General features: G+C 74.4%; 17 protein-coding genes. 9 read left to right on the top strand and 8 right to left on the bottom strand.

Features of this window, described 5'->3' with window-relative positions; all coding sequences use genetic code 11:
* Positions 1–82: 82 nt before the first annotated feature.
* From ACA511_RS13525 to fdh, 6 genes are all read left to right on the top strand, one after another.
* Positions 83–316, top strand: a complete 234-nt coding sequence (locus ACA511_RS13525) for a hypothetical protein (RefSeq protein ID WP_375024541.1) — start codon at positions 83–85, stop codon at positions 314–316.
* Between the two features lie 137 nt (positions 317–453).
* The gene (locus ACA511_RS13520) at positions 454–978 is read left to right on the top strand and encodes a MarR family winged helix-turn-helix transcriptional regulator (protein WP_375024540.1); all 525 of its coding nucleotides are present in this window, start codon (positions 454–456) and stop codon (positions 976–978) included.
* Positions 979–1,142: 164 nt separating this feature from the next.
* Positions 1,143–2,438 carry a PP2C family protein-serine/threonine phosphatase gene (locus ACA511_RS13515; RefSeq protein ID WP_375024539.1) on the top strand — a complete coding sequence of 432 codons (1,296 nt, stop codon included), beginning with the start codon at positions 1,143–1,145 and terminating at the stop codon, positions 2,436–2,438.
* A gap of 51 nt (positions 2,439–2,489) precedes the next feature.
* Complete coding sequence (locus ACA511_RS13510; protein WP_375024538.1) at positions 2,490–3,227, top strand: hypothetical protein; 738 nt, start codon at positions 2,490–2,492, stop codon at positions 3,225–3,227.
* A 134-nt stretch (positions 3,228–3,361) separates the two neighbouring features.
* Positions 3,362–5,077 carry a hypothetical protein gene (locus ACA511_RS13505; protein ID WP_375024537.1) on the top strand — a complete coding sequence of 572 codons (1,716 nt, stop codon included), beginning with the start codon at positions 3,362–3,364 and terminating at the stop codon, positions 5,075–5,077.
* A 121-nt stretch (positions 5,078–5,198) separates the two neighbouring features.
* Positions 5,199–8,450 carry a formate dehydrogenase gene (gene fdh, locus ACA511_RS13500; RefSeq protein ID WP_375024536.1) on the top strand — a complete coding sequence of 1,084 codons (3,252 nt, stop codon included), beginning with the start codon at positions 5,199–5,201 and terminating at the stop codon, positions 8,448–8,450.
* On the opposite strand, the gene selD is transcribed toward fdh, so the two are convergent.
* From selD to selA, 3 genes are read right to left on the bottom strand one after another with little or no spacing between them, the layout of a single operon-like run.
* The gene (gene selD, locus ACA511_RS13495; RefSeq protein WP_375024535.1) at positions 8,447–9,457 is read right to left on the bottom strand and encodes a selenide, water dikinase SelD; all 1,011 of its coding nucleotides are present in this window, start codon (positions 9,455–9,457) and stop codon (positions 8,447–8,449) included. The genes fdh and selD overlap by 4 nt on opposite strands.
* Positions 9,454–11,220, bottom strand: coding sequence for a SelB C-terminal domain-containing protein (locus ACA511_RS13490; protein WP_375024534.1), 1,767 nt, complete (start codon positions 11,218–11,220; stop codon positions 9,454–9,456). Before ACA511_RS13490 ends, selD begins: the two co-directional genes overlap by 4 nt.
* Positions 11,217–12,536, bottom strand: a complete 1,320-nt coding sequence (selA, locus tag ACA511_RS13485; RefSeq protein ID WP_375024533.1) for an L-seryl-tRNA(Sec) selenium transferase — start codon at positions 12,534–12,536, stop codon at positions 11,217–11,219. Before selA ends, ACA511_RS13490 begins: the two co-directional genes overlap by 4 nt.
* Before the next feature lie 227 nt (positions 12,537–12,763).
* On the opposite strand from selA, the gene ACA511_RS13480 reads away from it, so the two are divergent.
* The gene (locus ACA511_RS13480) at positions 12,764–14,005 is read left to right on the top strand and encodes a helix-turn-helix domain-containing protein (protein ID WP_375024532.1); all 1,242 of its coding nucleotides are present in this window, start codon (positions 12,764–12,766) and stop codon (positions 14,003–14,005) included.
* 3 nt (positions 14,006–14,008) lie between these two features.
* Here the strand turns inward: ACA511_RS13480 and ACA511_RS13475 are convergent, their stop codons facing one another.
* The 3 genes from ACA511_RS13475 to ACA511_RS13465 form a co-directional block, all read right to left on the bottom strand.
* Positions 14,009–15,769, bottom strand: coding sequence for a fatty acyl-AMP ligase (locus tag ACA511_RS13475; RefSeq protein ID WP_375024531.1), 1,761 nt, complete (start codon positions 15,767–15,769; stop codon positions 14,009–14,011).
* Positions 15,766–16,743 (bottom strand): acyl-CoA desaturase, encoded by a 978-nt coding sequence (locus ACA511_RS13470; protein ID WP_375024530.1) that lies wholly within the window; start codon positions 16,741–16,743, stop codon positions 15,766–15,768. Before ACA511_RS13470 ends, ACA511_RS13475 begins: the two co-directional genes overlap by 4 nt.
* A 99-nt stretch (positions 16,744–16,842) precedes the next feature.
* Positions 16,843–18,114, bottom strand: a complete 1,272-nt coding sequence (locus tag ACA511_RS13465; RefSeq protein WP_375024529.1) for a lipase family protein — start codon at positions 18,112–18,114, stop codon at positions 16,843–16,845.
* A 205-nt stretch (positions 18,115–18,319) separates the two neighbouring features.
* On the opposite strand from ACA511_RS13465, the gene ACA511_RS13460 reads away from it, so the two are divergent.
* A complete protein-coding gene (locus ACA511_RS13460) occupies positions 18,320–19,483 on the top strand; it encodes an MFS transporter (RefSeq protein WP_375024528.1) in 1,164 nt (387 codons plus the stop codon).
* Between the two features lie 12 nt (positions 19,484–19,495).
* Here ACA511_RS13460 and ACA511_RS13455 read toward each other — a convergent pair whose 3' ends face one another.
* Positions 19,496–20,185, bottom strand: a complete 690-nt coding sequence (locus tag ACA511_RS13455) for a hypothetical protein (RefSeq protein ID WP_375024527.1) — start codon at positions 20,183–20,185, stop codon at positions 19,496–19,498.
* Positions 20,186–20,384: 199 nt separating this feature from the next.
* On the opposite strand from ACA511_RS13455, the gene ACA511_RS13450 reads away from it, so the two are divergent.
* Positions 20,385–21,824, top strand: coding sequence for a hypothetical protein (locus tag ACA511_RS13450; protein WP_375024526.1), 1,440 nt, complete (start codon positions 20,385–20,387; stop codon positions 21,822–21,824).
* Positions 21,825–21,902: 78 nt separating this feature from the next.
* Here the strand turns inward: ACA511_RS13450 and ACA511_RS13445 are convergent, their stop codons facing one another.
* Positions 21,903–22,697: an IPT/TIG domain-containing protein gene (locus ACA511_RS13445; protein ID WP_375024525.1), complete on the bottom strand. Its 795-nt coding sequence runs from the start codon at positions 22,695–22,697 to the stop codon at positions 21,903–21,905.
* Between the last annotated feature and the right edge of the window lie 74 nt (positions 22,698–22,771).

Here is a 22,771-nt window from a genome sequence, read left to right as displayed (position 1 = left end):
CCGCCAGCCGCCGGCCGTCGGGCGCCTCCGGTGATTCGGCGGCCACATCGCCTCCCCGAGCCGAGCCATCACTACGACCCGAATGTTTGCGCTAACTCAGCAGAATGTCAACAGGCGGACGGCGCGCGGCGGCGCCGTCCACCAGTCATCTCTCCAGGCGGCGGACGGCGAGTCCGGCGAGGACGGCCGCGGCGCGCGGGCGTCCGAGACGGCGCCGCGGACCTGGGACGACCCCGGTACCGAGGGCGGGCCGGACGCGCTCGCCGCCCGGCCGCGCGCCGGGCCGCCCCGGGCCGTCGCGCCGCGCCGCCCCTAACCTCTATCGTGGGGTACCGCCCGCGACCGCACCGCCCGATCACGGCCGGGACGAGCCGCGGCGATGCCGCCGGGGGCGAGGCGGGCGCCCGCGGGCGCCGGCCCGCCGAAGAGGACTCCGTGCGAAAGGCCGAGGGTGTGAGTCAGCGACGACCGCGGCCGCCGGGCGACGAGCCGGCGGGCGAGGGGACGGGCGGCGTCCCGGACGATGTCGCGGCCGCCGTGGAGCGGGTGCTGAGCACGACGGCGCTGCTGTGGAGCCGCGCGGAGCAGGGGCTCGAACCCGCGATCTCGCCGATCCAGCTGCGCGCCGTCGAGGCGATCTCGCGCGCCGGGCAGCTGAACCTCGGCGGGCTGGCCGAGGAGCTCGGCGCCATCCCCTCGTCGACGAGCCGGCTGTGCGACCGACTGGAGGCCGCCGGGCTGATCATGCGCGAGCCCGCCCGCGCCGACCGGCGGGAGATCATCGTCCGGCTCAGCGACCAGGGCGAGCAGTTGCACGCGCAGCTGGTCCGGCGGCGGCGCGCGGCCGTGCGGGACGTGCTGGTGCTGCTGTCGCCGGGGTCCCGGGCCCGGCTGATCGACGCGCTGACGGAGTTCGGCCAGGCGTCCGAGCGGCGGGCGCCGGGCGGCGGGCGGGCGGTCGACTCCCGGACGGCCTGACCCCCGCGGATCCCCGTGGTTTCGCCCGGTTTCAGGGCGTCCGTCCACAGCTCGACGTCAAGTATTTGCTATAGGGCAAACTCTTTGACAGTCTTCCCCCTGCGGTCCACGGCCCCCGCCTACGCACAGGCGCGGGACGGCCGCATCATGGAGATGGGGTCGCGATGAGCACGCAGGGCCGCCCGGCCGGGGCTGAGCAGGGCCGTCCGGCCGGGGCCGAGCAGGGGGGACGCGCGGCGGGCGGGCACGGCCCGGCCGGGATCGAGCGGGTGCTGCGGGCGGCGCCCGCGCACGCGGTGCCCGAGGCGCTGGCGGGCGCGATCGTCCGGGAGTACCCGCAGGTCTCGCGGGTCCGGCTGCTGGTGAGCGACTACCACACGCGCGTCCTGCTGCCGGTCGCGCCGCTTCCCGGCGAGGCCGGCTCCGGCGCGGCCCGCTCCGGCGAGGACGACGCGGTCGCCATCCGGCAGAGCACGGCGGGGCGGGCCTACGTCTCCCGCGGCGTCCTGCTCGCCGTGCCCGAGGAGGGCGACGGCGCGGACGGCGGGCCGCGCGACACGACGACCTACATCCCGGTGACCGCGCGCGGCGAGCGGCTCGGCGTCCTCGAAGTGGTCTCGGCCGGGCCCTGGGGCACCCCGGACGCGCTGGCGGAGATCGGCGAGATGCTCGGCACCGCCCTGAAGGTCGCGTGGAACTGGACCGACCGGTACGAGCGGGCCCGGCGCCGCCAGCGCCTCACCCTCGCCGCCGAGCTCCAGTGGCAGCTGCTCCCCGGGCACGCGTGCGCGGACGAGGGGTTCAGCCTCGCCGGGCACCTGGAGCCCGCGTACTCGATCGGCGGGGACAACTTCGACTGGTCCGCCGAGCACGACCATCTGGCGCTGACCGTCACCAACGGGGCGGGCACCGGCATCAGCGCGGCCCTGCTGACCTCGCTGACCGTCGGCGCGCTGCGCAACGCGCGCCGCTCCGGCGCCGACCTCGGCGAGCAGGCGAGCCTGGCGAACGACATGGTGCACGCCCGCTACGGCGGCCGGGAGTTCACCGAGACCCTCGTCATGCGGATCGACGTCGCGAGCGGGACCGTGCACGTCATCGACGCGGGCTCGCCGCGGATCCTGCGGCTGCGCGGCACCGAGGTGACCCGGGTGCCGCTGGAGCAGCAGCTCCCGCTCGGCATGTTCCCCGACACCGAGTACCGCCCGCAGCAGTTCGGCCTCGCCCCCGGCGACCGGCTGGTCATCGTCAGCGACGGCGTCTTCGCCGCGCGGACCGCGCGCGGCGAGTTCGGGACGCTCGTGCTGGAGCAGGCGACCCGGCGCAGCCGCCTGCAGGACGCGGCGGAGGTGCCGCTGACCATCATCAACGAGCTGATCGAGTACCACGAGGGCGCCGGTCTCGCCGACGACGCGGTCGTGGTGTGCCTCGACTGGCACCCCCCGGCGGCCGGGAGGTAATCTCCCGCTTACCGACCCTTCGCCGGTCCCCCCGCGAGCCGAGGAGCCCCCATGCCGGAACTGAGCGCCGCCGATACCGTACGGGCCGCGGACCCGGTCGTCCACGACATCGGCGCGGCGTGGATGCTCGACCCGGCGGTCTCCCGGCACGGCAAGGAACTGGGGTACGCGAACCCGTTCGCGTTCTACGTCGCCGGGCGCGGCGGCGTGCTCGGGGACGTGGACGCCAGCGTCGTGTCGGCGTCGTTCGGCTGGTTCGAGCCCGGCTTCGTCCGGGCCATGTGGGACGAGGGCGTCGCCGTCGCCGGGGCCCGCGAGGCGGCGCGGCGGTACGCGACGGCGTGCACGGCCTGGGCCGAGAAGCGCCTCCCGGACGACCCGCGCCTCTGCGCACTCGCCGAGCGGGCCGCCGCGGCGGCCGAGGGGTCGGCGCTGCCGCTGTTCGCCGGCTGGCGCGCCGAGCCCCTGCCGGACGGCGGCCCCGCCCGGCTGGTGCAGGCGCTGCACGTGCTGCGCGAGCTGCGCGGGGCGCTGCACCTCGTCGCGACGACCGCGGTCGGCCTGACTCCGCTGGAGGCCGTGCTCACCCGCAGCGGGGACGACAGGGCCCGGTTCCTCGCCTGGCAGGGCGACCTGCCCGACTGCACGGAGCTCAAGCCGCTCCTCCTGGAGGCCGACGAGATCACCGACCGCCTCGCGGCCAGGGTGTACGAGCGCGCCCTGACGCCGTCCGAGCGCGCCGAGTTCGCGGACCTGGCGGCGAAGGCGGGCTCGGCCGTCCTCTCCTGACCGGCGCTTCCGGACGGCTTTGTCGCGGCGGGACAAGAGCCGCGCGGAGATTGTGCAAATGGACGACTGTCGTCGGCAGAACGACGGGTTCATTGTTGCCCCATGACCGATCGCCTCCGGAAAAGGAGCACGTGATGGGGCTTCCTGCACTCCCCGCGGCGGTGCTCGCCGCGTCCGCGCTGGTCCTCGGCGCGGTGGCCGGGCCGGTGAGCGCGCGCGAGGCGGACCGGTCCGAGACGCCCGTCCCGTCCGGTTCGCCGGTCACCGACGTCAGCGAGTCGGCGGTGCGGGTCAGGGTGCCGCTGCCGGCCTCCGCCGGCCCGCATCCGGAGACCTGCGACTGGCTGTCGTACCTGCGGTTCCGGCACAAGGACGGGCCCGCCGAGTCGGCGCGGGCCGACCGGATCCTCGTCGCGCAGCCCGGCATCCTGGAGGGCGCGGGCGCGTTCGACAGCGTCGCGCGGAACACGGTGTCGGCGGCGGCGAAGAGCGGGAGGCACATCGAGTTCTGGGCGCTGGACCGGCGGTCCAACTGCCTTGAGGACCCGACCGGGCTCCAGGCCGGGCTCAAGGCGAAGGACGCCCACCTCGCCGTGGACTACTACTACCGGCAGAAGGAGGTGGACGGGCGGAGGTTCGCCGGCTACCAGAGCAACGACCAGGTGAGATGGCTGCAGAACGTCGGCCTGGAGCAGACCGTCCGCGACCAGTACGACCTGATGGTCCACGAGCTCCCCGACCAGGCCGCGCGCAAGCGGACGATGCTGTGCGGCGGCCATTCCCTCGGCGGCGTCCTGACCGGGTTCTTCGCGAAATGGGACTTCGACGGGAACCGCTCCACCACGGACGACGCCGGCTACAACCAGTGCTCCGGCTACTTCGCGCTCGACACCCGGATCTCGACGGGGCTGCCGGGCATGGACGGCCAGATCCCGCAGGAGTGGGTGCCGCTCGTCCAGTTCGGCGCGGGCGCCGTCCAGGCCGGGCTGGACACCGGGGTGATCCCGCGGGCACTGTCGGCCCCGGCGGTGGTCAACACCGAGACGATGAACCTGCTCGGCGTCGCGGGCCTCGCGGCCGGCCTCGACCCGGGCGGCCTCTCCGACCTCGCGACGTACGTCCCGTCCGGGTTCAACCAGGACATGACGTACCGGCTGCTGTTCTCCAAGGACTACCCGACGTTCCTCAAGGGCTCCCCGACGGTCAAGGACTTCCGGTTCAGCAACGCCGCCGCGCTCGGCGGGCTGCTGGACGACAACTCCCAGCCGCTCGCGTTCATGCAGGCCAGCGTCGGCTTCTGGGACGGCGGCAAGATCGTCGACAAGGAGTTCCCGGCGCCGAACAACCTCGACGCGCTCGGGCTCGGCGGGCTGTCCGCGCTGCTCGGCAAGGACAAGAAGGCGATTCCGGACGAGCCGGGCGGCCCCCTGTTCACGTGGCGGAACTACGACCGCGTCGGCGCGCCCGACGACCCGGGCCACACGTCCAAGGACGGCACGCCGTTCACGTCCGCCGGCAAGGAGGTCACCGACATCGCCGAGCTGGCCCGCAGCCTGTCGGAGCACCCGCTCGACTTCACCGAGCACTACTTCCCCACCAAGATGGTCACCGACATCGCGCTGGCGGGCTCGCCCGGCATCGCGGACGACGCCGTCCACGAGGGCGGCATCGCGGCGAACCCGATCCTCAACCTGGAGGCCGGCGACGGCCTCGGGTCCCGCGACCCGCAGCCCGGCGACGTCATCGCGCCCGGCTACCAGCACCTCGACGTGCTGACCGCGTCCGCCGTCCAGAACGGCGGAGGGCCCGAACCGATCTCGACGAACCTCGCCGCCTTCGCCGTCCGCTGACCGCCGCACCCGCCGCCCGCCGCCCTGCCCCCGTGCCGTCCGGAAAGTCGGCCACGGCTTTGTTTTGCGGATCGGGCGGCGGGTAGGTGGACGGCGCGCCAACGGTGAGGGGTGGTGTGACGTGGGCGTTCGCACATGGATCGAGTCGTGGCCCGTCTACCGCCAGTTCACCGGCGACGACCCGCTCGGCCGCGGAGCCGCGGCGAAGAGCGCCGGGACCGAGCGCATCGAGGCGCGGGTGAGCACCGCCGACAAGGTCGTGAAGTCCGTCTGCCCGTACTGCGCGGTCGGCTGCGGGCAGGACGTGTACGTCAAGGACGGCGCGGTCACCCAGATCGAGGGCGACCCCGACTCGCCGGTCAGCCGGGGCCGGCTGTGCCCGAAGGGCTCGGCCAGCCTCCAGCTGACCACCGGTTCGGCCCGCGAGCACCGCGTCCTCTACCGGCGGCCGGGCGGCACGGACTGGGAGCCGCTCGACCTCGGCACGGCGATGGACATGATCGCCGACCGGGTGATCGACGCGCGCCGACGCGGCTGGCAGTGGCATGAGAACAGCCGGCAGGTGCGGCGCACCCTCGGAGTCGCCAGCCTCGGCGGCGCGACGCTCGACAACGAGGAGAACTACCTGATCAAGAAGCTGTTCACCGCGCTCGGCGCGGTGCAGATCGAGAATCAGGCCCGCGTTTGACACTCCTCCACCGTTCCCAGTCTGGGAACCTCGTTCGGACGCGGCGGCGCGACCACCTTCCAGCAGGACCTGCAGAACTCGGACTGCATCGTCATCCAGGGCTCGAACATGGCCGAGTGCCATCCGGTCGGGTTCCAGTGGGTGATGGAGGCGAAGGCGCGCGGCGCGAAACTGATCCACGTGGACCCGCGGTTCACCCGGACCAGCGCGCTCGCGGACGCGCACGTCCCGCTCCGCGCGGGCAGTGACATCGCGTTCCTCGGCGGGATCGTCAACTACGTCCTGGAGAACGACAAGTACTTCCGCGACTACGTGGTGGCCTACACCAACGCGCCGGTGATCCTCGGCGAGGACTTCCGCGACACCGAGGACCTCGACGGCGTGTTCTCCGGCCTGGACCCGGAGAAGCGCAGCTACGACCACACGACGTGGCAGTACGCGGGCATGGAGGTCCAGTCGGCCGCCGGCGATCGCGACATGGAGTACGACGAGCAGCTCGAGTCCGTCGCGGAGGCGGGGCGCGGCGAGGCGCACGGCTCGGGCGGCCCGGCGATCGGCGTCGGCGACCCCGAGCGCGACCCGGACCTGGAGCACCCGCGGTGCGTGTTCCAGGTGCTCAAGCGGCACTACGCGCGCTACACGCCGGAGATGGTCGAGCGGATCTGCGGCGTCCCGCAGGACCAGTTCCTGAAGGTGTGCGAGCTGCTCACCGAGAACTCGGGCCGGGACCGGACGTCCGCGTTCGTCTACTCGGTGGGCTGGACGCAGCACACGGTCGGCGCCCAGTACATCCGGACGGCGGCGATCCTGCAGAGCCTGCTCGGCAACATCGGGCGGCCCGGCGGCGGCATCCTGGCGCTGCGCGGCCACGCGTCCATCCAGGGCTCGACGGACATCCCCACGCTGTTCAACCTGCTGCCCGGCTACATCCCGATGCCGCACGCGCACACCAACGAGGACCTGGACGCGTTCGTCCAGGGCGAGTCGGCGAAGAAGGGCTTCTGGGGCGACATGCGGGCGTACACCGTGAGCCTGCTGAAGTCGTACTGGGGCGACGCGGCGACCGAGGACAACGACTACTGCTTCGACTACCTGCCGCGGCTGACCGGCTCGCACAGCACGTACGAGACGGCGATGGCGCAGATCGACGGCGTGTGCAAGGGCTACTTCCTGATGGGCGAGAACCCGGCCGTCGGGTCCGCCAACGCCAAGATCCAGCGGCTCGGGATGGCGAACCTCGACTGGCTCGTCGTCCGCGACTTCTCGCTGATCGAGTCGGCGACCTGGTGGAAGGACGGCCCGGAGATCGAGTCGGGCGAGATGCGCACCGAGGACGTCGGCACCGAGGTGTTCTTCCTGCCCGCCGCCGCGCACACCGAGAAGGACGGCAGCTTCACCAACACCCAGCGGATGCTCCAGTGGCACCACGCGGCGGTGGAGCCCGCCGGGGACGCGCGCAGCGACCTGTGGTTCATGTACCACCTGGGCCGGATCATCCGGGAGAAGCTCGCCGGGTCCGACGACGAGATGGACCGTCCGGTCCTCGACCTGACGTGGGACTACCCGACGCACGGCCGGCTGGACGAGCCGGACGCGGAGGCGGTGCTCGCCGAGATCAACGGCTTCGACGCCGACGGGAACCCGCTGTCGTCCTACACGCAGCTGAAGGACGACGGGTCGACCAGGTGCGGCTGCTGGATCTACTGCGGCTGCTACGCGGACGGCGTCAACCAGCCCGCCCGCCGCAAGCCCGGCAAGGACCAGAGCTGGGTCGCGCCCGAATGGGGCTGGGCGTGGCCGATGAACCGGCGCATCATCTACAACCGCGCGTCCGCCGACAAGGACGGCAAGCCGTGGAGCGAGCGCAAGGCCTACGTCTGGTGGGACGCGGACGAGGGCACGTGGACGGGCCATGACGTGCCCGACTTCATCGCCGACCGCCCGCCCGACTACAAGCCGCCGCGCGACGCGACGGGCCCGGACGCGCTCGCCGGCGACGACCCGTTCATCATGCAGGCGGACGGGAAGGCGTGGCTGTTCGTCCCGGCCGGGCTGACCGACGGCCCGCTGCCGGCGCACTACGAGCCGCAGGAGTCGCCGTTCACGAACCCGCTGTACGGGCAGCAGTGCAACCCCGTCCGGCACCTGCTGCCGCCGCATCCCGACAACCGGTACGCGCCGAGCGGCGCCGCGCCGGGCGCGGACGTCTACCCGTTCGTGGCGACGACGTACCGGCTCACCGAGCACCACACGGCGGGCGGGATGTCGCGCTGGCAGCCGTACCTGGCCGAGTTGCAGCCGGAGTTCTTCTGCGAGGTGTCGCCGGAGCTCGCGGCCATGCGGGACCTGGCGCACGGCGGCTGGGCGACGATCGTCAGCCCGCGCGCCGTCGTCGAGGCCCGCGTCCTGGTGACCGACCGGATGTCGCCGCTCGTCGTGGCCGGGCGGACGATGCACCAGATCGGCCTGCCCTACCACTGGGGCCCGAACGGCTACAGCACCGGCGACGCCGCGAACGAGCTGCTGCACCTGTCCCTGGACCCGAACACCCACATCCAGGAGGCGAAGGCGCTCACGTGCGACATCCGCCCCGGCCGCCGCCCGCGCGGCGCCGCCGCGGGCGCGCTCGTCCGCCGCTACCGGGAGCGGGCCGGCGTCACCGAGGACACGGGCACCCAGCTTTAGCGGATGACGAGGGGGTGCTCCCCGGCCGGGACCAGTTCGCCGATGACGGGATCGCCGGGGATCTCGCCCGCGACGAGGAGGCCGCCGGACGTCTGCGCGTCGGCGAGGAGGAGGCGGTCCTCCTCGGGCGTGCCGCCGAAGTCGGTGTGCGGCGCCACCCAGTCGAGGTTGCGGCGGGTGCCGCCGCTGACGTACCCGGCGCGCAGGGCCGCGCGGGCGCCGTCCAGGTAGGGGACGGCGGCGGCGTCGACGACGGCGGTCACGCCGGACGCGCGGGCCAGCTTGTAGAGGTGCCCGAGGAGCCCGAACCCGGTCACGTCCGTGGCGCAGACGGCGCCGGCGCCGAGGGCGGCGGCGGACGCGTCCCGGTTCAGCGCGGCCATCGCCGCCACGGCGTGCGGGAAGACCTCGCCGGTCGCCTTGTGCCGGTTGTTCAGGACTCCGATGCCGAGCGGCTTGGTCAGGGTGAGCGGCACGCCGGGCTTTCCGGTGTCGTTGCGGAGCAGGGCGGCGGGGTCGGCGACGCCGGTGACGGCCATGCCGTACTTGGGCTCGGGGTCGTCCACGCTGTGGCCGCCGCCGACGTGGCAGCCCGCCTCGGCGGCGACGTCCAGGCCGCCGCGCAGCACCTCGCGGGCCAGCTCGAACGGCAGGACCTCGCGGGGCCAGGCGAGCAGGTTCACCGCGACGAGCGGGCGGCCGCCGACGGCGTAGACGTCCGACAGCGCGTTCGCGGCGGCGATCCGCCCCCAGTCGTAGGGGTCGTCGACGACCGGGGTGAAGAAGTCGGCGGTGGCGACGGCGGCGAGCCCGCCGCGGGAGCCGGGCAGCCGGACGACGGCGGCGTCGTCGCCGGTGTCCAGGCCGACGATCAGCTCGGCGTTCGGGGCGGCGGGCACGGTGTTCAGGCCCGCGACGATGCTCTCCAGCTCGCCGGGCGGGATCTTGCAGGCGCAGCCTCCGCCGTGCGCGTACTGCGTCAGCCTCTTCGGCGTCGTCCCGGTCATGTCGTCCCCTCTGTGCAGCGCCGCCGGAGGTCGTCCACCCTGGTCGTGTAGCCCTTCTCGTCCAGGTGCTCCAGGAGCGGGACGGCGACGCGGCGGGTGGTGCCGAGCGCGCGGCGCGCCTCGCTCAGCGTGAACGGGCCGCCGAGGCCCGCGAGCAGTGCGGCGGCGCGGGCGTCGTCGCCGGGCAGCAGGACGACGCCGTCGCCGACCTTGAGGAGCGCGCCGGCCGCGGCGGCGGCGGCGAGCATCTTCGGGGTGAGGCCGAGTTCGGCGAGCCGGTTCGCGTCCGGCGCCCGGAACGGCGCCTCGGCCAGGTCGCGGCGGACGGCGTCGACGGCCCGCCGGACGGGCTCCGGCAGTTCGGGCGCGGTCGCCCGGCCGTAGATCCGGCCGTCGCGGCGGTGCAGGCCGCCGGCGAGGGCCTCGACGAGCGCCCGGTCGGGCAGGCCGAGGGCGCGGCGGGCGGCGTCGGCGGGGAGGCCGGGGTCGGCGGGATGCGCGGCGGCGTGCTCCTCGACGGCCGCGCGGAGGCGGTCGCGGAGGTCCGCCCAATGGCCGGGGTCGGCGAGCCAGTCCCCCGCGACCGGCTCGCACGGGACGGGGAAGCCCATCGCGGCCAGCTCCGTCCGGTTGATCAGCTTGCGGCGGCGGAGCTCGGCGGCGCCGTCGGGACGTCCGCCGACGGCGGCCAGCTCGCGGGCCCGCGCCGCCGCCGCGCCGCGCCGCCGGAACGGCTCCGGGCGGACGTCGAGGACCGTGACCCCGGCCGGGACGCGGTGCGCGCCCGGGTCGCGGAGCAGCGCGACGTCGCCGGCCCGCAGCGGCAGCGCCCGCCGCAGCGACAGCCGCGCGGTGTCGTGGCCGAGCGGCCGGACGTGCACCGGCACCGCCGCCGTGCCGACGTGCAGGGTCAGCTCGCGCGGCAGGTCGGCCGCCGGTTCGCCGCGCAGCCGCACGTCGACGACGTCGGCGGCGAGCCAGCGCCCGGGGGCGAGCAGGGCGTCGCCCCGGCCCGGCTCCGCCGCGCCCCCGTGCAGGTTGACGGCGACGCGGGCGACGGCGCCGAGGCGGTCGCGGTCCTCCTTGAGGCTCTGCAGGCCGCGCACGCGGACGAGGTCGCCGCCGGCGGCGAGGCGGTCGCCGACGCTGATCGTCCCGGCGCCGAGCGTCCCGGTGACGACCGTGCCCCGGCCCCGGATCGTGAAGACGCGGTCGATCCAGAGCCGGACGTCGGCGGTCGCGTCGGGGCGGGGAAGGGACGCGGTGAGCCGTTCCAGGGCGGCGCGCAGCCCGTCCAGGCCCTCGCCCGTCGCGCCGCTGACCATGACGGACTCGACCTCGCCGAGCGAGGTGGCCGCGATGCGGGCGAGCGCCTCGTCCCGGACCTGTCCGGCCGCGCCCGCGCCGGCGAGGTCGCGGCGCGTCACGACGAGGACGCCGTGCCGGACGCCGAGCGCGTCCAGCACCGCCAGGTGCTCCTCCGACTGCCGCTGCCACCCCTGGTCGGCGGCCACCACGAACATGACGGCCGGGACGGGCCCGACCCCGGCGAGCATCGTGGTGACGAGCCGCTCGTGCCCGGGGACGTCCACGAACGCGACGCGGTCGCCGCCGGGCAGGGTCGTCCAGGCGAAGCCCAGCTCGATCGTCAGGCCGCGGCGGCGCTCCTCCTCCAGGCGGTCGGGCTCCATCCCGGTGAGGGCGCGGACGAGGGTCGACTTGCCGTGGTCCACGTGCCCGGCCGTGGCGACGACGTGCGTCATCGCGCCGCCGCCCGGACCGCCCCGGCCAGGTCTTCGTCCCGTTCGGGCGGCACGGAGCGCAGGTCGAGCAGGCAGCGGCCGTCCTCGACCCGTCCCATCACGGCCGGGACGCCCCGCCGCAGCCGGGCCGCGCAGGACTCGGGCACCGCGACGGCCGCGCTCGGGAGGACGACGCCGGGCGCGCCGCCGCCGCCGACGGCGGCCTCGCTGGCCACGGCGGCCGCGTCCACCCCGGCGTCCCGCAGCCGGGCGGCGAGCCGCTCGGCTCGCTCCCGCAGCCCGTCGACGCCGGCGCGCAGCCCCTGCTCGGTGGGGGTGCGCGGCCCCCGGACGGTGGCCTCCAGCGCGGCGAGCGTCATCTTGTCGACCCGCAGCGCCCGCGCCAGCGGATGCCGGGCCAGCGCGCGCACCAGGTCGTCCCGGCCGAGGACGAGCCCGCACTGCGGCCCGCCGAGCAGCTTGTCGCCGCTGGCGGTGACGAGGTGCGCGCCCGCCTTGAGCATGGACGCGGCGTCGGGCTCGTCCGGCAGGAGCGGCTCGGGCGCGAGGAGCCCGGAGCCGATGTCGGCGACGACCGGGACCCCGAGCCCGGCCAGTTCGGCGACGTCCGCGCCCCGCGTGAACCCGGTGATGCGGAAGTTCGACGGGTGCACCTTCAGGATGAGGCCGGTCTCGTCGCCGACCGCGGCCGCGTAGTCGTCCGGCGTGGTGCGGTTGGTGGTGCCGACCTCCCGCAGCCGCGCGCCCGCCGCCGCGAGCAGCTCGGGGATCCGGAACCCGTCCCCGATCTCCACCATCTCGCCGCGGCTGATGACGATCTCGCGGCCGGGCGCGAGCGCGGCCGCGGCCAGCACGAGCGCCGCCGCGCCGTTGTTGACGACGTGCGCCGCCTCCGCCTGCGGAACCCGCTCCAGCAGCGCGGCCAGGACGGACCGCCCGCGCTTCGCCCGCCGCCCGGTCTCCAGGTCGAGCTCGACGTCGGTCGCGCCCGACGCGACGGCCACGGCGTCCCGCGCGGCGTCCGACAGGGGCGCCCGCCCCAGGTTCGTGTGCAGCAGGACCCCGGTCGCGTTGATCACGGGACGCAGCCCCGAGGCCGTCGCCGGAAGGGCGGCGACGGCGGCGTCGGCCACCGCGTCCGGCGGGATCTCGCCCGCCCGCGCCCTCCGCTGCGCCGCGACGACGGCCGCCTTCGCCACCCCGCGGCCGAGCCGGGCGGCGGCCTCGGCGAGCCGCGGGTCGGCGAGCAGCACGTCGGTGCGGGCGATCCGCCGCCGCCCGTCCGCCCCCGCGGCGGGCCCGGCTTCGCGATCCATCAGGCGACCTCCGGCAGACTCCGTTACCCGCCAGGATCGCACGCGAACGGCGCCGCGCCGCGCACCGTCGCCGAGCCACAAACGGAAGAGCGATTTGTCCGTTTTCGTCTGTTGGATTCGCCGGGCGTGACAAGGCGGCCGGGCGCCTTGTCACCGATGTGAGTGTCTTGTGTGATGTGGGTTACTTAGCCTGGCTGCCCCGGGTGTCCGGCGCTGGAGGTGACACTTTGACGGAACTGTACGAGACGTCCGCGGAGATAGACGACCTGGCGAGGGAGCCCTGGCGGGACGTCGCGCGCGAGGAGGCGCAGTGGATGCGCCCGCACCTTCCGGCCCTGGCGGACACCATGGTCGAGGGGGTGCTGCGGCACGTCCCCGAGTACGGCCGGCCCGACGACCCCGTCTACACCGAGGTGATCCGGGTCGCGATCACCCGGGGCATGGGGCACTTCGTGCAGATGATCGCCGACCCGGACGCGTCCTGGCAAGAGGTCCACCAGGTCTTCTTCGACATCGGCTACGGCGAGGCGATGGAGGGGCGCTCGCTGGAGCATCTGCAGAACGCGCTGCGGGTCGCGTCCCGGACGGCGTGGCGGTACATGTCGCGGGAGGCCGAGCGGCTGCAGAAGCCCCGCGCGCTGGTGGTCTCGCTGACCGAGGTGAACTTCGCCTACCTGGACCTGCTGGCCTCCGCCGCCGCGCAGGGCTACGCGCGGGCGCGGGAGAAGACGGCGGGCGAGCGGGAGCAGCGGCGCAGCCGGCTGCTCAGCCTCCTGCTGTCGGAGCCGGCGGCGCCGAAGGACGTCGTCGTCGAGCAGGCGAACCTGGCCGGCTGGGCGCTGCCCGAGCGGCTCGCGGTGATCGTGCTGCGCCCGCGCCCCGGCAGCGGCGGCGAGGGCCCGGCCGGGCTGCCGCCGCTCCTGCTGAGCGGCCTCGACCGGGGCCGGCCGTGCCTGGTGATGCCCGATCCGGACCGCCCCGGCGGGACCGACCGGCTCACCGCCCCGCTCGGCGGCTGGACGGGCGCGGTCGGGCCGTCGGTGCCGGCGGACCAGGCCGGCGTCTCGCTGCACTGGGCGCACCGGACGCTCGACCTGATGGCGGCCGGGCGGCTCGCACCGACCGGGCCCGGCCTCGTCCACGCCGACCGGCACATGCCCGACCTGCTGCTCCAGGAGGGCTGGACGCTCGCCGAGGCGGCGGCGCGGCGGCGGCTGGCGCCGCTCACCGCGGTCGGCGCGCACCGCGGCGCCCGGCTCGCGATGACGCTGCTGGAGTGCCTCAAGCACGGCTTCAACGCGACCGACGCGGCCGAGGCGCTGTGCGTGCACCCGCAGACCGTCCGGTACCGGCTCGCGCAGCTCCACGAGCTCTTCGACTACGACATCGAGGACCCGGCGATCCGGCTGGAGCTCATGCTCCTGCTCCCCGTCTGGCTGCGGGACGCCGCGGACGGGGAGCAGGCGTGAGCGTCACTCGTCCCTGGCGCCGGCCTCGGTGACCGGCAGCGTCCCGTCCAGGTGGGCGAGCCGGCACGCGGCGCGGGCGATCTTCCCGCTGCTGGTGCGGAGCAGGCCGCCCGGCTCGATCAGCACGAACTCGTGGACGCGGAGGTCGTGCTGCTGCTTCACCGCCGTCCGCACGGCCTGCGCCACCTCCGCCGGGTCGAGCAGCGCGACCGGCACCCGGCGGTTCCGCTCGGCGATCACGACGAGGCCCTCGGTGTCGCCGGTGTCGACCGACACCGCGCACGTGTACTCGCGGCGGATCGCCTCGTGCGCGCCGGACACGGTGAACTCGATGTCCTGCGGGTAGTGGTTGCGGCCGTCGACGATGACCAGGTCCTTGATCCGGCCGGTGACGAACAGCTCGCCGTCGTGCAGGACGCCGAGGTCGCCGGTGCGCAGCCACGGCCCGCGAGGCAGGTCGCCGACCGTGCCGGACAGCTTCGCCTCGAACGTCTCCTTGGTCGCCTCGGGACGCCCCCAGTAGCCGGCGGCCACGTTCGGGCCGTGCACCCAGATCTCGCCGACCTTCCCGTCCGCGAGCCGCACCCCGCTCTCCGGGTCGACCACGGCGACGTGCTGGCCGTAGGACGTCCCGCAGGCGATCAGCTGGATCGCGCCGGGCGCGTCCGCCGCGCACGGCTCGGCGACGCCGCGGCGGAGCCCCTCGTGGTCGAACGCGACCCGGGTCGGCGTCCGGAACCGGGACGACGCCGACACGTAGACGGTCGCCTCGGCCAGGCCGTAGGCGCACACCTGCGCCTCGGGCCGCAGCCCGCAGTCCTTGAACGCCTCGTAGAAGCCGGTGAGCGTGCTCTCCCGGATCGGCTCCGCGCCGTTCATGAAGACCTGCACGCCGCTCAGGTCGAGGTTCTTCTTCTCCTCCTCGGTGACCTGCGCGGTGAGGTACTCGTAGGCGAAGTTCGGCCCGCCGGTGAACGCGTGCTCCTGCTCGCTGAGCAGCTCCAGCCAGCGGACGGGACGCATGATGAACGCCACCGGGTCCATGATCACGCCCGGGTTGCCGTACACGAGCGGCAGCGCCACCGTGGTGACGAGGCCCATGTCGTGGAACACCGGCAGCCAGTTCACGCCGGACGACTCGCGCGGGATGCCCTCGAACGTCCGCCAGAGCTGCTCGGCGTTCGTCGCGAAGTTGCCGTGCGTGATGATGACGCCGGCCGGGGTCCGGGTCGAGCCGGAGGTGTACTGGAGGTAGGCGACGTCGTCGGGGTCGATCGGCTCCGGCGCCCAGTCGAGCGCCGGGTCCACCCGGTCCGCGACGATGATCTCCGCGGGCGCGCGCACGGACTCGCCGCTCAGGAACGACTCGACGGCCGGCAGCGACGCGCTCGTGGTGATCACGACGTCGGGCTCGGCGTCCTGGTAGACGGCGAGCAGCCGGTCGCCGTGGCCGGGCAGGTCCGGGGAGAACAGCGGGACGCCGATGACGCGGGCGTACATCGCGCCGAGGAACCCGGTGACGTAGTGCAGGTCCTGCGGGGCGAGCAGCGCGACGCGCCGGCCCGGCTCGGTGGCGCGGCGGATCGCGGCGGCGATGGAGCGGGCGCGCCGGTCCAGCTCGCCCCAGGTGACGTCCGTGGCGATGCCGTCCGGGTCCGTCATGTAGTCCATGAACGTGTACGCGCGGTCGCCGGGGAAGTCCTTGGCGAAGCGGGCGAGCCGCTCGATCAGCGGGGTCCGGTCGAGGGCGGGGAGGTCGTTCATGCTGCTTCTCCGGTCTGGGCGGCACCGTTGCCGGTGACACGGCGGGCGGCGAGGCGCTCGTGGTCGGGCCAGCGGACGTCCCAGACCCAGCCGAGCTTCTCGAAGATCCAGATGACGCGGGCGCTGATGTCGAGCTGGCCCCTGAGGACGCCGTGCCGCGCGCAGGTCGGGTCGGCGTGGTGCAGGTTGTGCCAGGACTCCCCGAACGACGGGATCGCCAGCCACCACACGTTGCGGGCCTTGTCGCGGGTCTTGAAGTCCTCCTTGCCGAACACGTGGCAGATCGAGTTGATCGAGAACGTGATGTGCTCGCCGGCGAACACCCGCATCAGGCCCGCCCAGAACAGCGCGGTGAGGGCGCCGTGCCAGGAGAACGTCAGCAGCGCGCCGAGCCCCATCGGGACGAGGAACGTCGAGAGCACGATCACGGCGTACACGGGGTCGAGGGACAGGAACCGGATGTCCCTGTCCCTGAGCAGGTCGGGCGCGTACTTGCTGCGGGACGTCCGGTCCTTGCTGAACAGCCAGCCCATGTGCGCGTGGTACAGCCCCTTCGTGAGGCCCCACACGCCCGGCCCGTACGCCCACGGCGAGTGCGGATCGCCCTCCTGGTCGGAGAACTTGTGGTGGCGGCGGTGGTCGGCGACCCACCGGATGACCGACCCCTGCATCGCCTGCCCGCCGAGGACGGCGAGCGCGATCCGCAGCCACCGCTTGGCCTTGAAGCCGCCGTGCGTGAAATGCCGGTGGTAGCCGACCGTGATGCCGATCGCGTTGAGCGGATACAGGAAGGCGAAGATGGCCACGTCCGTCCAGCCGAGCCCCCAGCCCCACAGGAAGGGGACGGCAGCCAGCACGCCGATGATCGGCGCGGCCACGAACACCACGACCGCGATGCGCTCGGGCAACGGAACGGTGCCGGAGATGTCCGGTTGGGGGGTTCGGCTGCCAACGTCGGCGACGCCCGCTGTCATGTTCGGACTCCTTTGGGGTTTCAGGTGCGGGAGACCCCGCTCGCGGGGTCCGGGCCGCCGGTCGTCCCGGCGACCCGGCCCGCCGGCGGGGGGAATCGGTCAGCAGTCGCCCTGGACGGGCTTGCCCTCGAACCGGTCGCCGAGGAAGTTCGCCACGTCCCCTGCGGCGCCCCAGTCGGTCGACAGGTGCTCGGTCGGGTAGGTGTTCTTCCACGTCGTGTTGATGCCGGCCGCGCAGTACGCCTGCCGGGTGCCGTCCTCGGTCTCGTGCGGGATGATCTCCTCCAGCCAGCCGCGGTACTGGAAGACCGGGAAGCCGATCTTGTACTTGGCGGCCGAGGCCGGGGTGCCGACGTCCACGCCGAGCTTCTGCCGGTCGACGATCTCGCCCCACGTCACGCCGCCCGGTCCCTTGAGCGCGTAGAGCCGCTCCAGGCTCAGCTTGTCGGTGGTGAAGTTCTCGATGCGGGCGCCGAGGAACACCGCGAGCGTCCCGAACAGGCAGTTGGACTTCACGTCCTTGATGGCCTGCGCGCCCTTGTCGTTCATCAGCTCGGTGAACGGCATCTCCGGGTAGGCGGCGTTCAGGCCGATGAGCGCGTCCGCGAGGAAGCCCGCGAAGAAGCTGCCGTTCAGCTGCTTCGCGGTCAGCTTCAGGTCGCCGGGCACGCCGCCCGCCGCCGCGCCGGCCACGTCCAGCTCCGGCGCGTAGGACGCGGCGAGCTGCGCTCCCCACAGGGCGGCGGCGCCGCCCTCGGAGTATCCGGAGATGCCGACCTTGCCGTCGGCCGTGAGCGTGCCGCCGGGGACCTGGCGGGACGTCCGGACGACGTCGAGCAGCGCGTGCCCCGCGTTCGCGCCGATCATGTACGTGTGGACCTGCCCGTCGAGGTACCCGGCGCCGTCGGTGGCGGCGACCGCGTACCCGGCCTTGAGGAACAGCTGCAGGTTCCCGCCCTCGTACATGTCGACGTACTGTCCGGCGAGCTGCTTGGAGAACGCGCACTGGAGGCCGGAGCCGAGCGTCCCGGGGTTGAACGCGACGGTCGGGCGGGAGCCGCCCTTCGTCCAGGCCGCGTCGGGGACCGCGACCGTCCCCGTCACCACGTTCTTCGCGCCCTTGGCGTCCGTCGAGACGTACCGGACCTTCCACGCCTTCATCGGCACGTCGCCGGGGATGTTCGTCAGCTTCGCCGGGCGGCAGGCGAGCAGGTCGCCCGGCTTCCCCGGCACCGTCGCCGGGGGCGCCGCGTAGATCTCGGCGTCGTTGGCGGTGCAGCCCGGCGGCGCGGCCGCCGCCGGCGGCGCCGCGACGGGCACGGCCAGGGCCGCGCCCAGGACGGCGGAGGTGATCACGGCACGGAGACGCATTCTCGCTCCAGGAGTGGACTGGAAACCGAACCCTGACGACTGTGCCGATCATGTCCGCCGCGCGGAATGAACTCTTCTCACATGGTCGGACGCCGTTCTTAGCAACGAACTCAACAACCGTCCTCCAGCCCCCGCCCGCCACCGTCCGACGGACGAGCTCCGCTCGGCGACCGGACCGTCCGGACGGTCCCCTAATGTCGCTTTCATGAGCGAGTCACTCCGGAACGCCGGGCGCACCCGCGCCCCGCGCCCGCGGCTGGTCACCCGGCCGCTGGCGCTGGTGTTCGCGGCCACCTTCACGAGCCTGGCGGGGGTCTTCCTCCTGCTGTCGGTCGTCCCGATGTACGCGGTCGACGGCGGGGCGGGCCGCACCGGCGCGGGACTCGCCACGGGCGCGCTGATGCTGACGACGGTGCTCGCCGAACTCGCGCTGCCCCGCCTGATCGACCGGTTCGGGTACCGGACGGTGCTCGCGGCGGGCACGCTGCTGCTCGCGCTGCCGACACTCGCGCTGCCGCTCTCGTCCGGCACGGCGATGATCGTCCTGACCAGCCTGGTGCGCGGGTTCGGCTTCGGCGTCGCCGTGGTCGTGCCGAACGCGCTGGTGGCGGTGCTCGCCCCGGCGGAGCGGCGCGGCGAGGCGCTCGGCCTGTTCGGCATCACCTCGGGGGCGCCGGCGGTGCTCGCGCTCCCGCTCGGCGTGTGGCTCGCCGACCGGATCGGCTACCCGCCCGTCTTCATCGCGAGCGCGGTCGTCTCGCTCGCCGCGCTCGCGGTGCTGCCGGGCATCCCGGGCCGGGTCGCGGCGGCGTCGCCGCGGCGTCCGCTGGGGGTCGTCGCGGGGCTGCGGTCGCCGGCGCTGCTGCGCCCGGCGTCCGCGTTCGCCGCGACGGCGATGGCCGCGGGCATCCTGATCACGTTCCTGCCGGAGGCGGTGCCGTCCGGCGGCGTCGCGGCGGCGGCGCTGTTCGTCCAGCCGGCCGCCACCACCGCCGCCCGCTGGTGGGCGGGCCGCGCGGGCGACCGGCACGGCGCGGCCCGGCTGCTGATGCCCGCCGTCGCCGCCGCCTCGGCGGGCGTCGCGCTGCTGTTCCTCGTCCCCCACCCGGCGGCCGTGTTCACCTCGATGGCGCTGTTCGGCGCGGGCTTCGGCGTCGCGCAGAACGCGAGCCTGGCGATGATGTACGAGCGGGCGCCCGCGTCCGGCTACGGGACGGTCAGCGCGCTGTGGAACATCGGCTACGACGGCGGCATGGGCGTGGGCGGCGCGGTGTTCGGCGTCGCCGCCGCGCACACCGGCTATCCCGCCGCCTTCGCGCTGACGGCCGCCGTGATCCTGCTGGCGCTGCCGCTGGCGCGCCGCTCCTGAGCGGCCCGGGGCTCAGCCGCCGGACGGGCGGGGCTCGTCCGGCGGCGGGGACGGACGGGCCGTCCCGGCGCCGGCCGGGCCGTCCCGGCGGGGGACGCCGTCCGGGGAGCGGCGGGGCCGCTCGGCGGGCGGGTCGTGTTCGGAGCCCGCGGTCAGGAGGCCGGACGTCTCCAGGTAGTGGCGGCCGCGGGGAGTGAGATCCCACGCGTTGTGCCGCCACTCCTTGCGGCGCCACACGACGCCCGCCGACAGCAGCCTGCGGCCGACGCGGCTGACCTCCGTCTCGTCGGCGCCGAGCTCGGCGGCGAGCTGCTGGTTGGACATGCCCTGCCGGCGGGACACGGCGACGAGGAAGCGCGCCGCGTAGCCGTCGGGCTGCAGGGCGAGCTGGAGGCCGGACGGGAGCCGTTTCAGCGCCCAGTGCACGACGTCGATCAGCCCGAGGATGCGGCCGCGCTGCTCGCGCTGCGGGCCGTCGAGGGCGTCGGCGTCGAGGTGGTGGCGGTGCAGCCATTGCAGCCCGTCCTGGCATTCGGTCAGGGCTGGCTCGTCGGCGCTCAGCGAGGCGTCGGTGATCAGCATGCCGAGCGCCGAGAAGTGGCCGTCGCTGATGACCTTGGCGTGTTCCATGGCGTCGATGAGGCGCCGGATCTCGGTCCGGCGGTCGCGGTCGGCGGATGCGGTGTCGGTGATCGCGTTCACGGCTCACTCCTGGGTCGACGAGCAACGCCGGACACCTCCAGAGTGAGGTCATGCCAAGTGATTGTCAAGTGATCCTGCCGCTCCAGGCGACCACACTCTGTTGCCGACGACACGGTGCGCGACGCCCGGGAGAGTTAGCATCGACGCACCACCCGTAACCGTGCTTGTCAATCCCCCGGGGGCGCTTATGCAGGATCAGTTGGCTGCAGCCGTCTATCCGGCCGAACCAGCTGATCTCTTCGTCCGGCTCTACGACGCGATCTCCGACGACGTGTTCCAGGACTGGACGGCCACGCACTGGTACGAGGACGAGCGGGTGCGGCGGCGCGCGAACGACATCGCCGAGATCGTGCTGGAGCGGGGCGTCCTCGACCCGGGGACGACCGAGCGCATCGTCGCCGGGCGCGGCGACCTCGGGCGGTTCACGATCCTGCTCGGGCTCGACACCGCGCTCGCGCACGCCAGCCCGTACGCCCCCTGCTACGACGCGCCCGCGCTGGCGGCCGTGCTGGTCGCCTACCTGACCGAGGGCAAGTACAACGGGCCGGGGACGACCGGCGCGCTGCTCCCCCGCTGCGCCTTCCCCGGCCGGCCCCGCGGGCTGCGGTCGAAGGCGGAGTTCTTCGGCGTCCACCGCGTCCCGCAGGCGGAATGGGAGCTGCTCGACCACGCCATCCTGCCCGCGGTGCACGACCCGCACTTCAGCCGGGACGAGCCGGTCGCCGTCGGCTGCGCGCCGGTCCTGGAGACCTACGACGACGTCGAGATCGAGTTCGGCGAGCTGGACGGGGCCGCCGTCTACCGGATCCGCCCGATGGACTCCTCCGGGCTGCGCAGCCGGATCAAGGCGATCGTCCGGCGGCTGGACGAGTCCGGCGCGCAGCTCGCCGTGATGCCGGAGGCGTCGCTGTCGGACTCCCTTCTGGAGCACTGGAAGGAGGTCGCGTTCGACACGGCCGCGCGCGACCGCGACCGGCGCCCGCTGCGGTTCATCCTGCTCGGCAGCGGGCCGGTCGGCGGCGGCGACCCGCCGCCCAACCGCGCCGTCCTGCTCGACCGCTGGACGGGGCGGGAACTGCTCGTCCAGGACAAGATGTCCGGGTTCACGCTGGACGCCCCGCAGATGCGGCTGTGGCGGCTGCCGGACGCGCCGGACGCGGGCACCGCCGCCGAGCACATCCGGCCCGGCCGCAGGATCGGCGTGCTCGACTCCTCGCTCGGCAGGCTCGCCGTGCTCATCTGCGAGGACCTCGGACGGTCGATCCGCTGGGACCGCGAGCTGCTGGCCTGCGGGGTGTCGCACCTGCTCGTCCCGATCTTCTCCAAGCCGATCCTGGAGTACCGCTGGGAGGAGCAGGGCGCCGAACGGCAGATCGCGGAGCTCGGGGCCTGGGTGACGGTGTCCAACAGCCTCGCGGTCGGCGCCGCGATCCCGGACGGCGACCTGCCGGGCCCCCGCTACACCTGCCTGGTCGCGGGGCCGAAGAGCCTGCGCCGCACGGGCTACGCGAGCGACCGGCAGTTCGGCGTCGCGCGGACGGGCGCCGAGCTGGGCCGGCTGCCCACGTCCGAACTGCCGCGCGTCTTCCCCGGAGCCGCCTACGACGCCTGGCACGCCCACTGGCGCGACGCGAAGTAGGCCCGCCCACCCGGCGCGGCCCACCCGGTGCGGCCCACCCGGCGCGGCTCACTTCTGCGCGGCTCACCCCGGCGCGGCTCACTCGACGGTGAACGGTTCGGGGCCCGCGGCGCTGCCCGCCGGGGTGTAGACGATCGGGCAGCCGGAGGCCGCGCCCGCCGGGACGGCCGTCCGCAGCAGCGTGTCCGTCACGTCGCTGACCGGCGCGCGGGCGGGGCCGAAGCGGACGGCCGTCGCGGCCGCGAGGCCGCTGCCGCGGACGGTGACGGCCGTGCCGGGCGGGCCGCTCACCGGCTCGACCGCGATGACGCGCGGCGCGAGCGCCTGGTCGCGGCCCGGCTGCGCGGGGGCGAGGAGCGTCCCGAAGACGGTGCGGAGCTTCTCGGCGGTCTCCTGGGAGAACAGCCCGACGAGCGCGGCGATCGCCGCCATCCCGTACGGGTTGATGTCGGCGGCGCCGCCCGCCGGCGAGGTCAGCCCGCCGCGCAGCACCAGGTAGACGATCATCCCGAAGAGCGCCCCGACGAGCGGGAGCAGCAGGTACATCACCAGCCAGCTGCGGCGCAGCGCCCGGTTCCCGACGTACCAGTAGAAGGACCGCAGGACGTGCACGACGCCGCCGAGCGCGCCCGCCGCCATGACGACCACGAACAGGCTCGTCTCGCGGGACACGGTGGGCGACCAGCCCGGCAGGCGGACGGTCGTGCTGAGCGCGGGGATCTCGGTGCGCCCGTCCGGCGCGACGCGCGGGGACGGCGGCCACACCTGGACGAGGACGACCACCAGCACGGCCGTGAGGGCGAGGAGCACGGCCGCGGCCGCCACGACGTCCCTGGTGCGGGCGTATTCGGATCCGACCGGCGACTCGGTCACGGCTCTCCTTTTGTGCGGCTTCGTTCCGGCGTTGCGGGGGGCGCCTCCAGCCGGTTATCCCCGCGCGCCCGCAC

Source organism: Actinomadura sp. GTD37 (assembly GCF_041951365.1).
In the GTDB taxonomy this organism is placed as follows: Bacteria; Actinomycetota; Actinomycetes; order Streptosporangiales; family Streptosporangiaceae; genus Spirillospora.
The sequence above is the reverse complement of the archived record's forward strand: the minus strand, read 5'-3'. Positions and strand labels throughout refer to the sequence as shown.

Bases quoted from the DNA above. Each gene is read 5' to 3' on its own strand.
- ACA511_RS13510 (WP_375024538.1), top strand. From the start codon at position 2,490: ATGCCGGAACTGAGCGCCGCCGATACCGTACGGGCCGCGGACCCGGTC.
- ACA511_RS13470 (WP_375024530.1), bottom strand. From the start codon at position 16,743: ATGACAGCGGGCGTCGCCGACGTTGGCAGCCGAACCCCCCAACCGGAC.
- ACA511_RS13515 (WP_375024539.1), top strand. From the start codon at position 1,143: ATGAGCACGCAGGGCCGCCCGGCCGGGGCTGAGCAGGGCCGTCCGGCC.
- ACA511_RS13525 (WP_375024541.1), top strand. From the start codon at position 83: ATGTTTGCGCTAACTCAGCAGAATGTCAACAGGCGGACGGCGCGCGGC.
- selD (WP_375024535.1), bottom strand. From the start codon at position 9,457: ATGACCGGGACGACGCCGAAGAGGCTGACGCAGTACGCGCACGGCGGA.
- ACA511_RS13475 (WP_375024531.1), bottom strand. From the start codon at position 15,769: ATGAACGACCTCCCCGCCCTCGACCGGACCCCGCTGATCGAGCGGCTC.
- ACA511_RS13465 (WP_375024529.1), bottom strand. From the start codon at position 18,114: ATGCGTCTCCGTGCCGTGATCACCTCCGCCGTCCTGGGCGCGGCCCTG.
- ACA511_RS13460 (WP_375024528.1), top strand. From the start codon at position 18,320: ATGAGCGAGTCACTCCGGAACGCCGGGCGCACCCGCGCCCCGCGCCCG.
- ACA511_RS13490 (WP_375024534.1), bottom strand. From the start codon at position 11,220: ATGACGCACGTCGTCGCCACGGCCGGGCACGTGGACCACGGCAAGTCG.
- ACA511_RS13505 (WP_375024537.1), top strand. From the start codon at position 3,362: ATGGGGCTTCCTGCACTCCCCGCGGCGGTGCTCGCCGCGTCCGCGCTG.
- selA (WP_375024533.1), bottom strand. From the start codon at position 12,536: ATGGATCGCGAAGCCGGGCCCGCCGCGGGGGCGGACGGGCGGCGGCGG.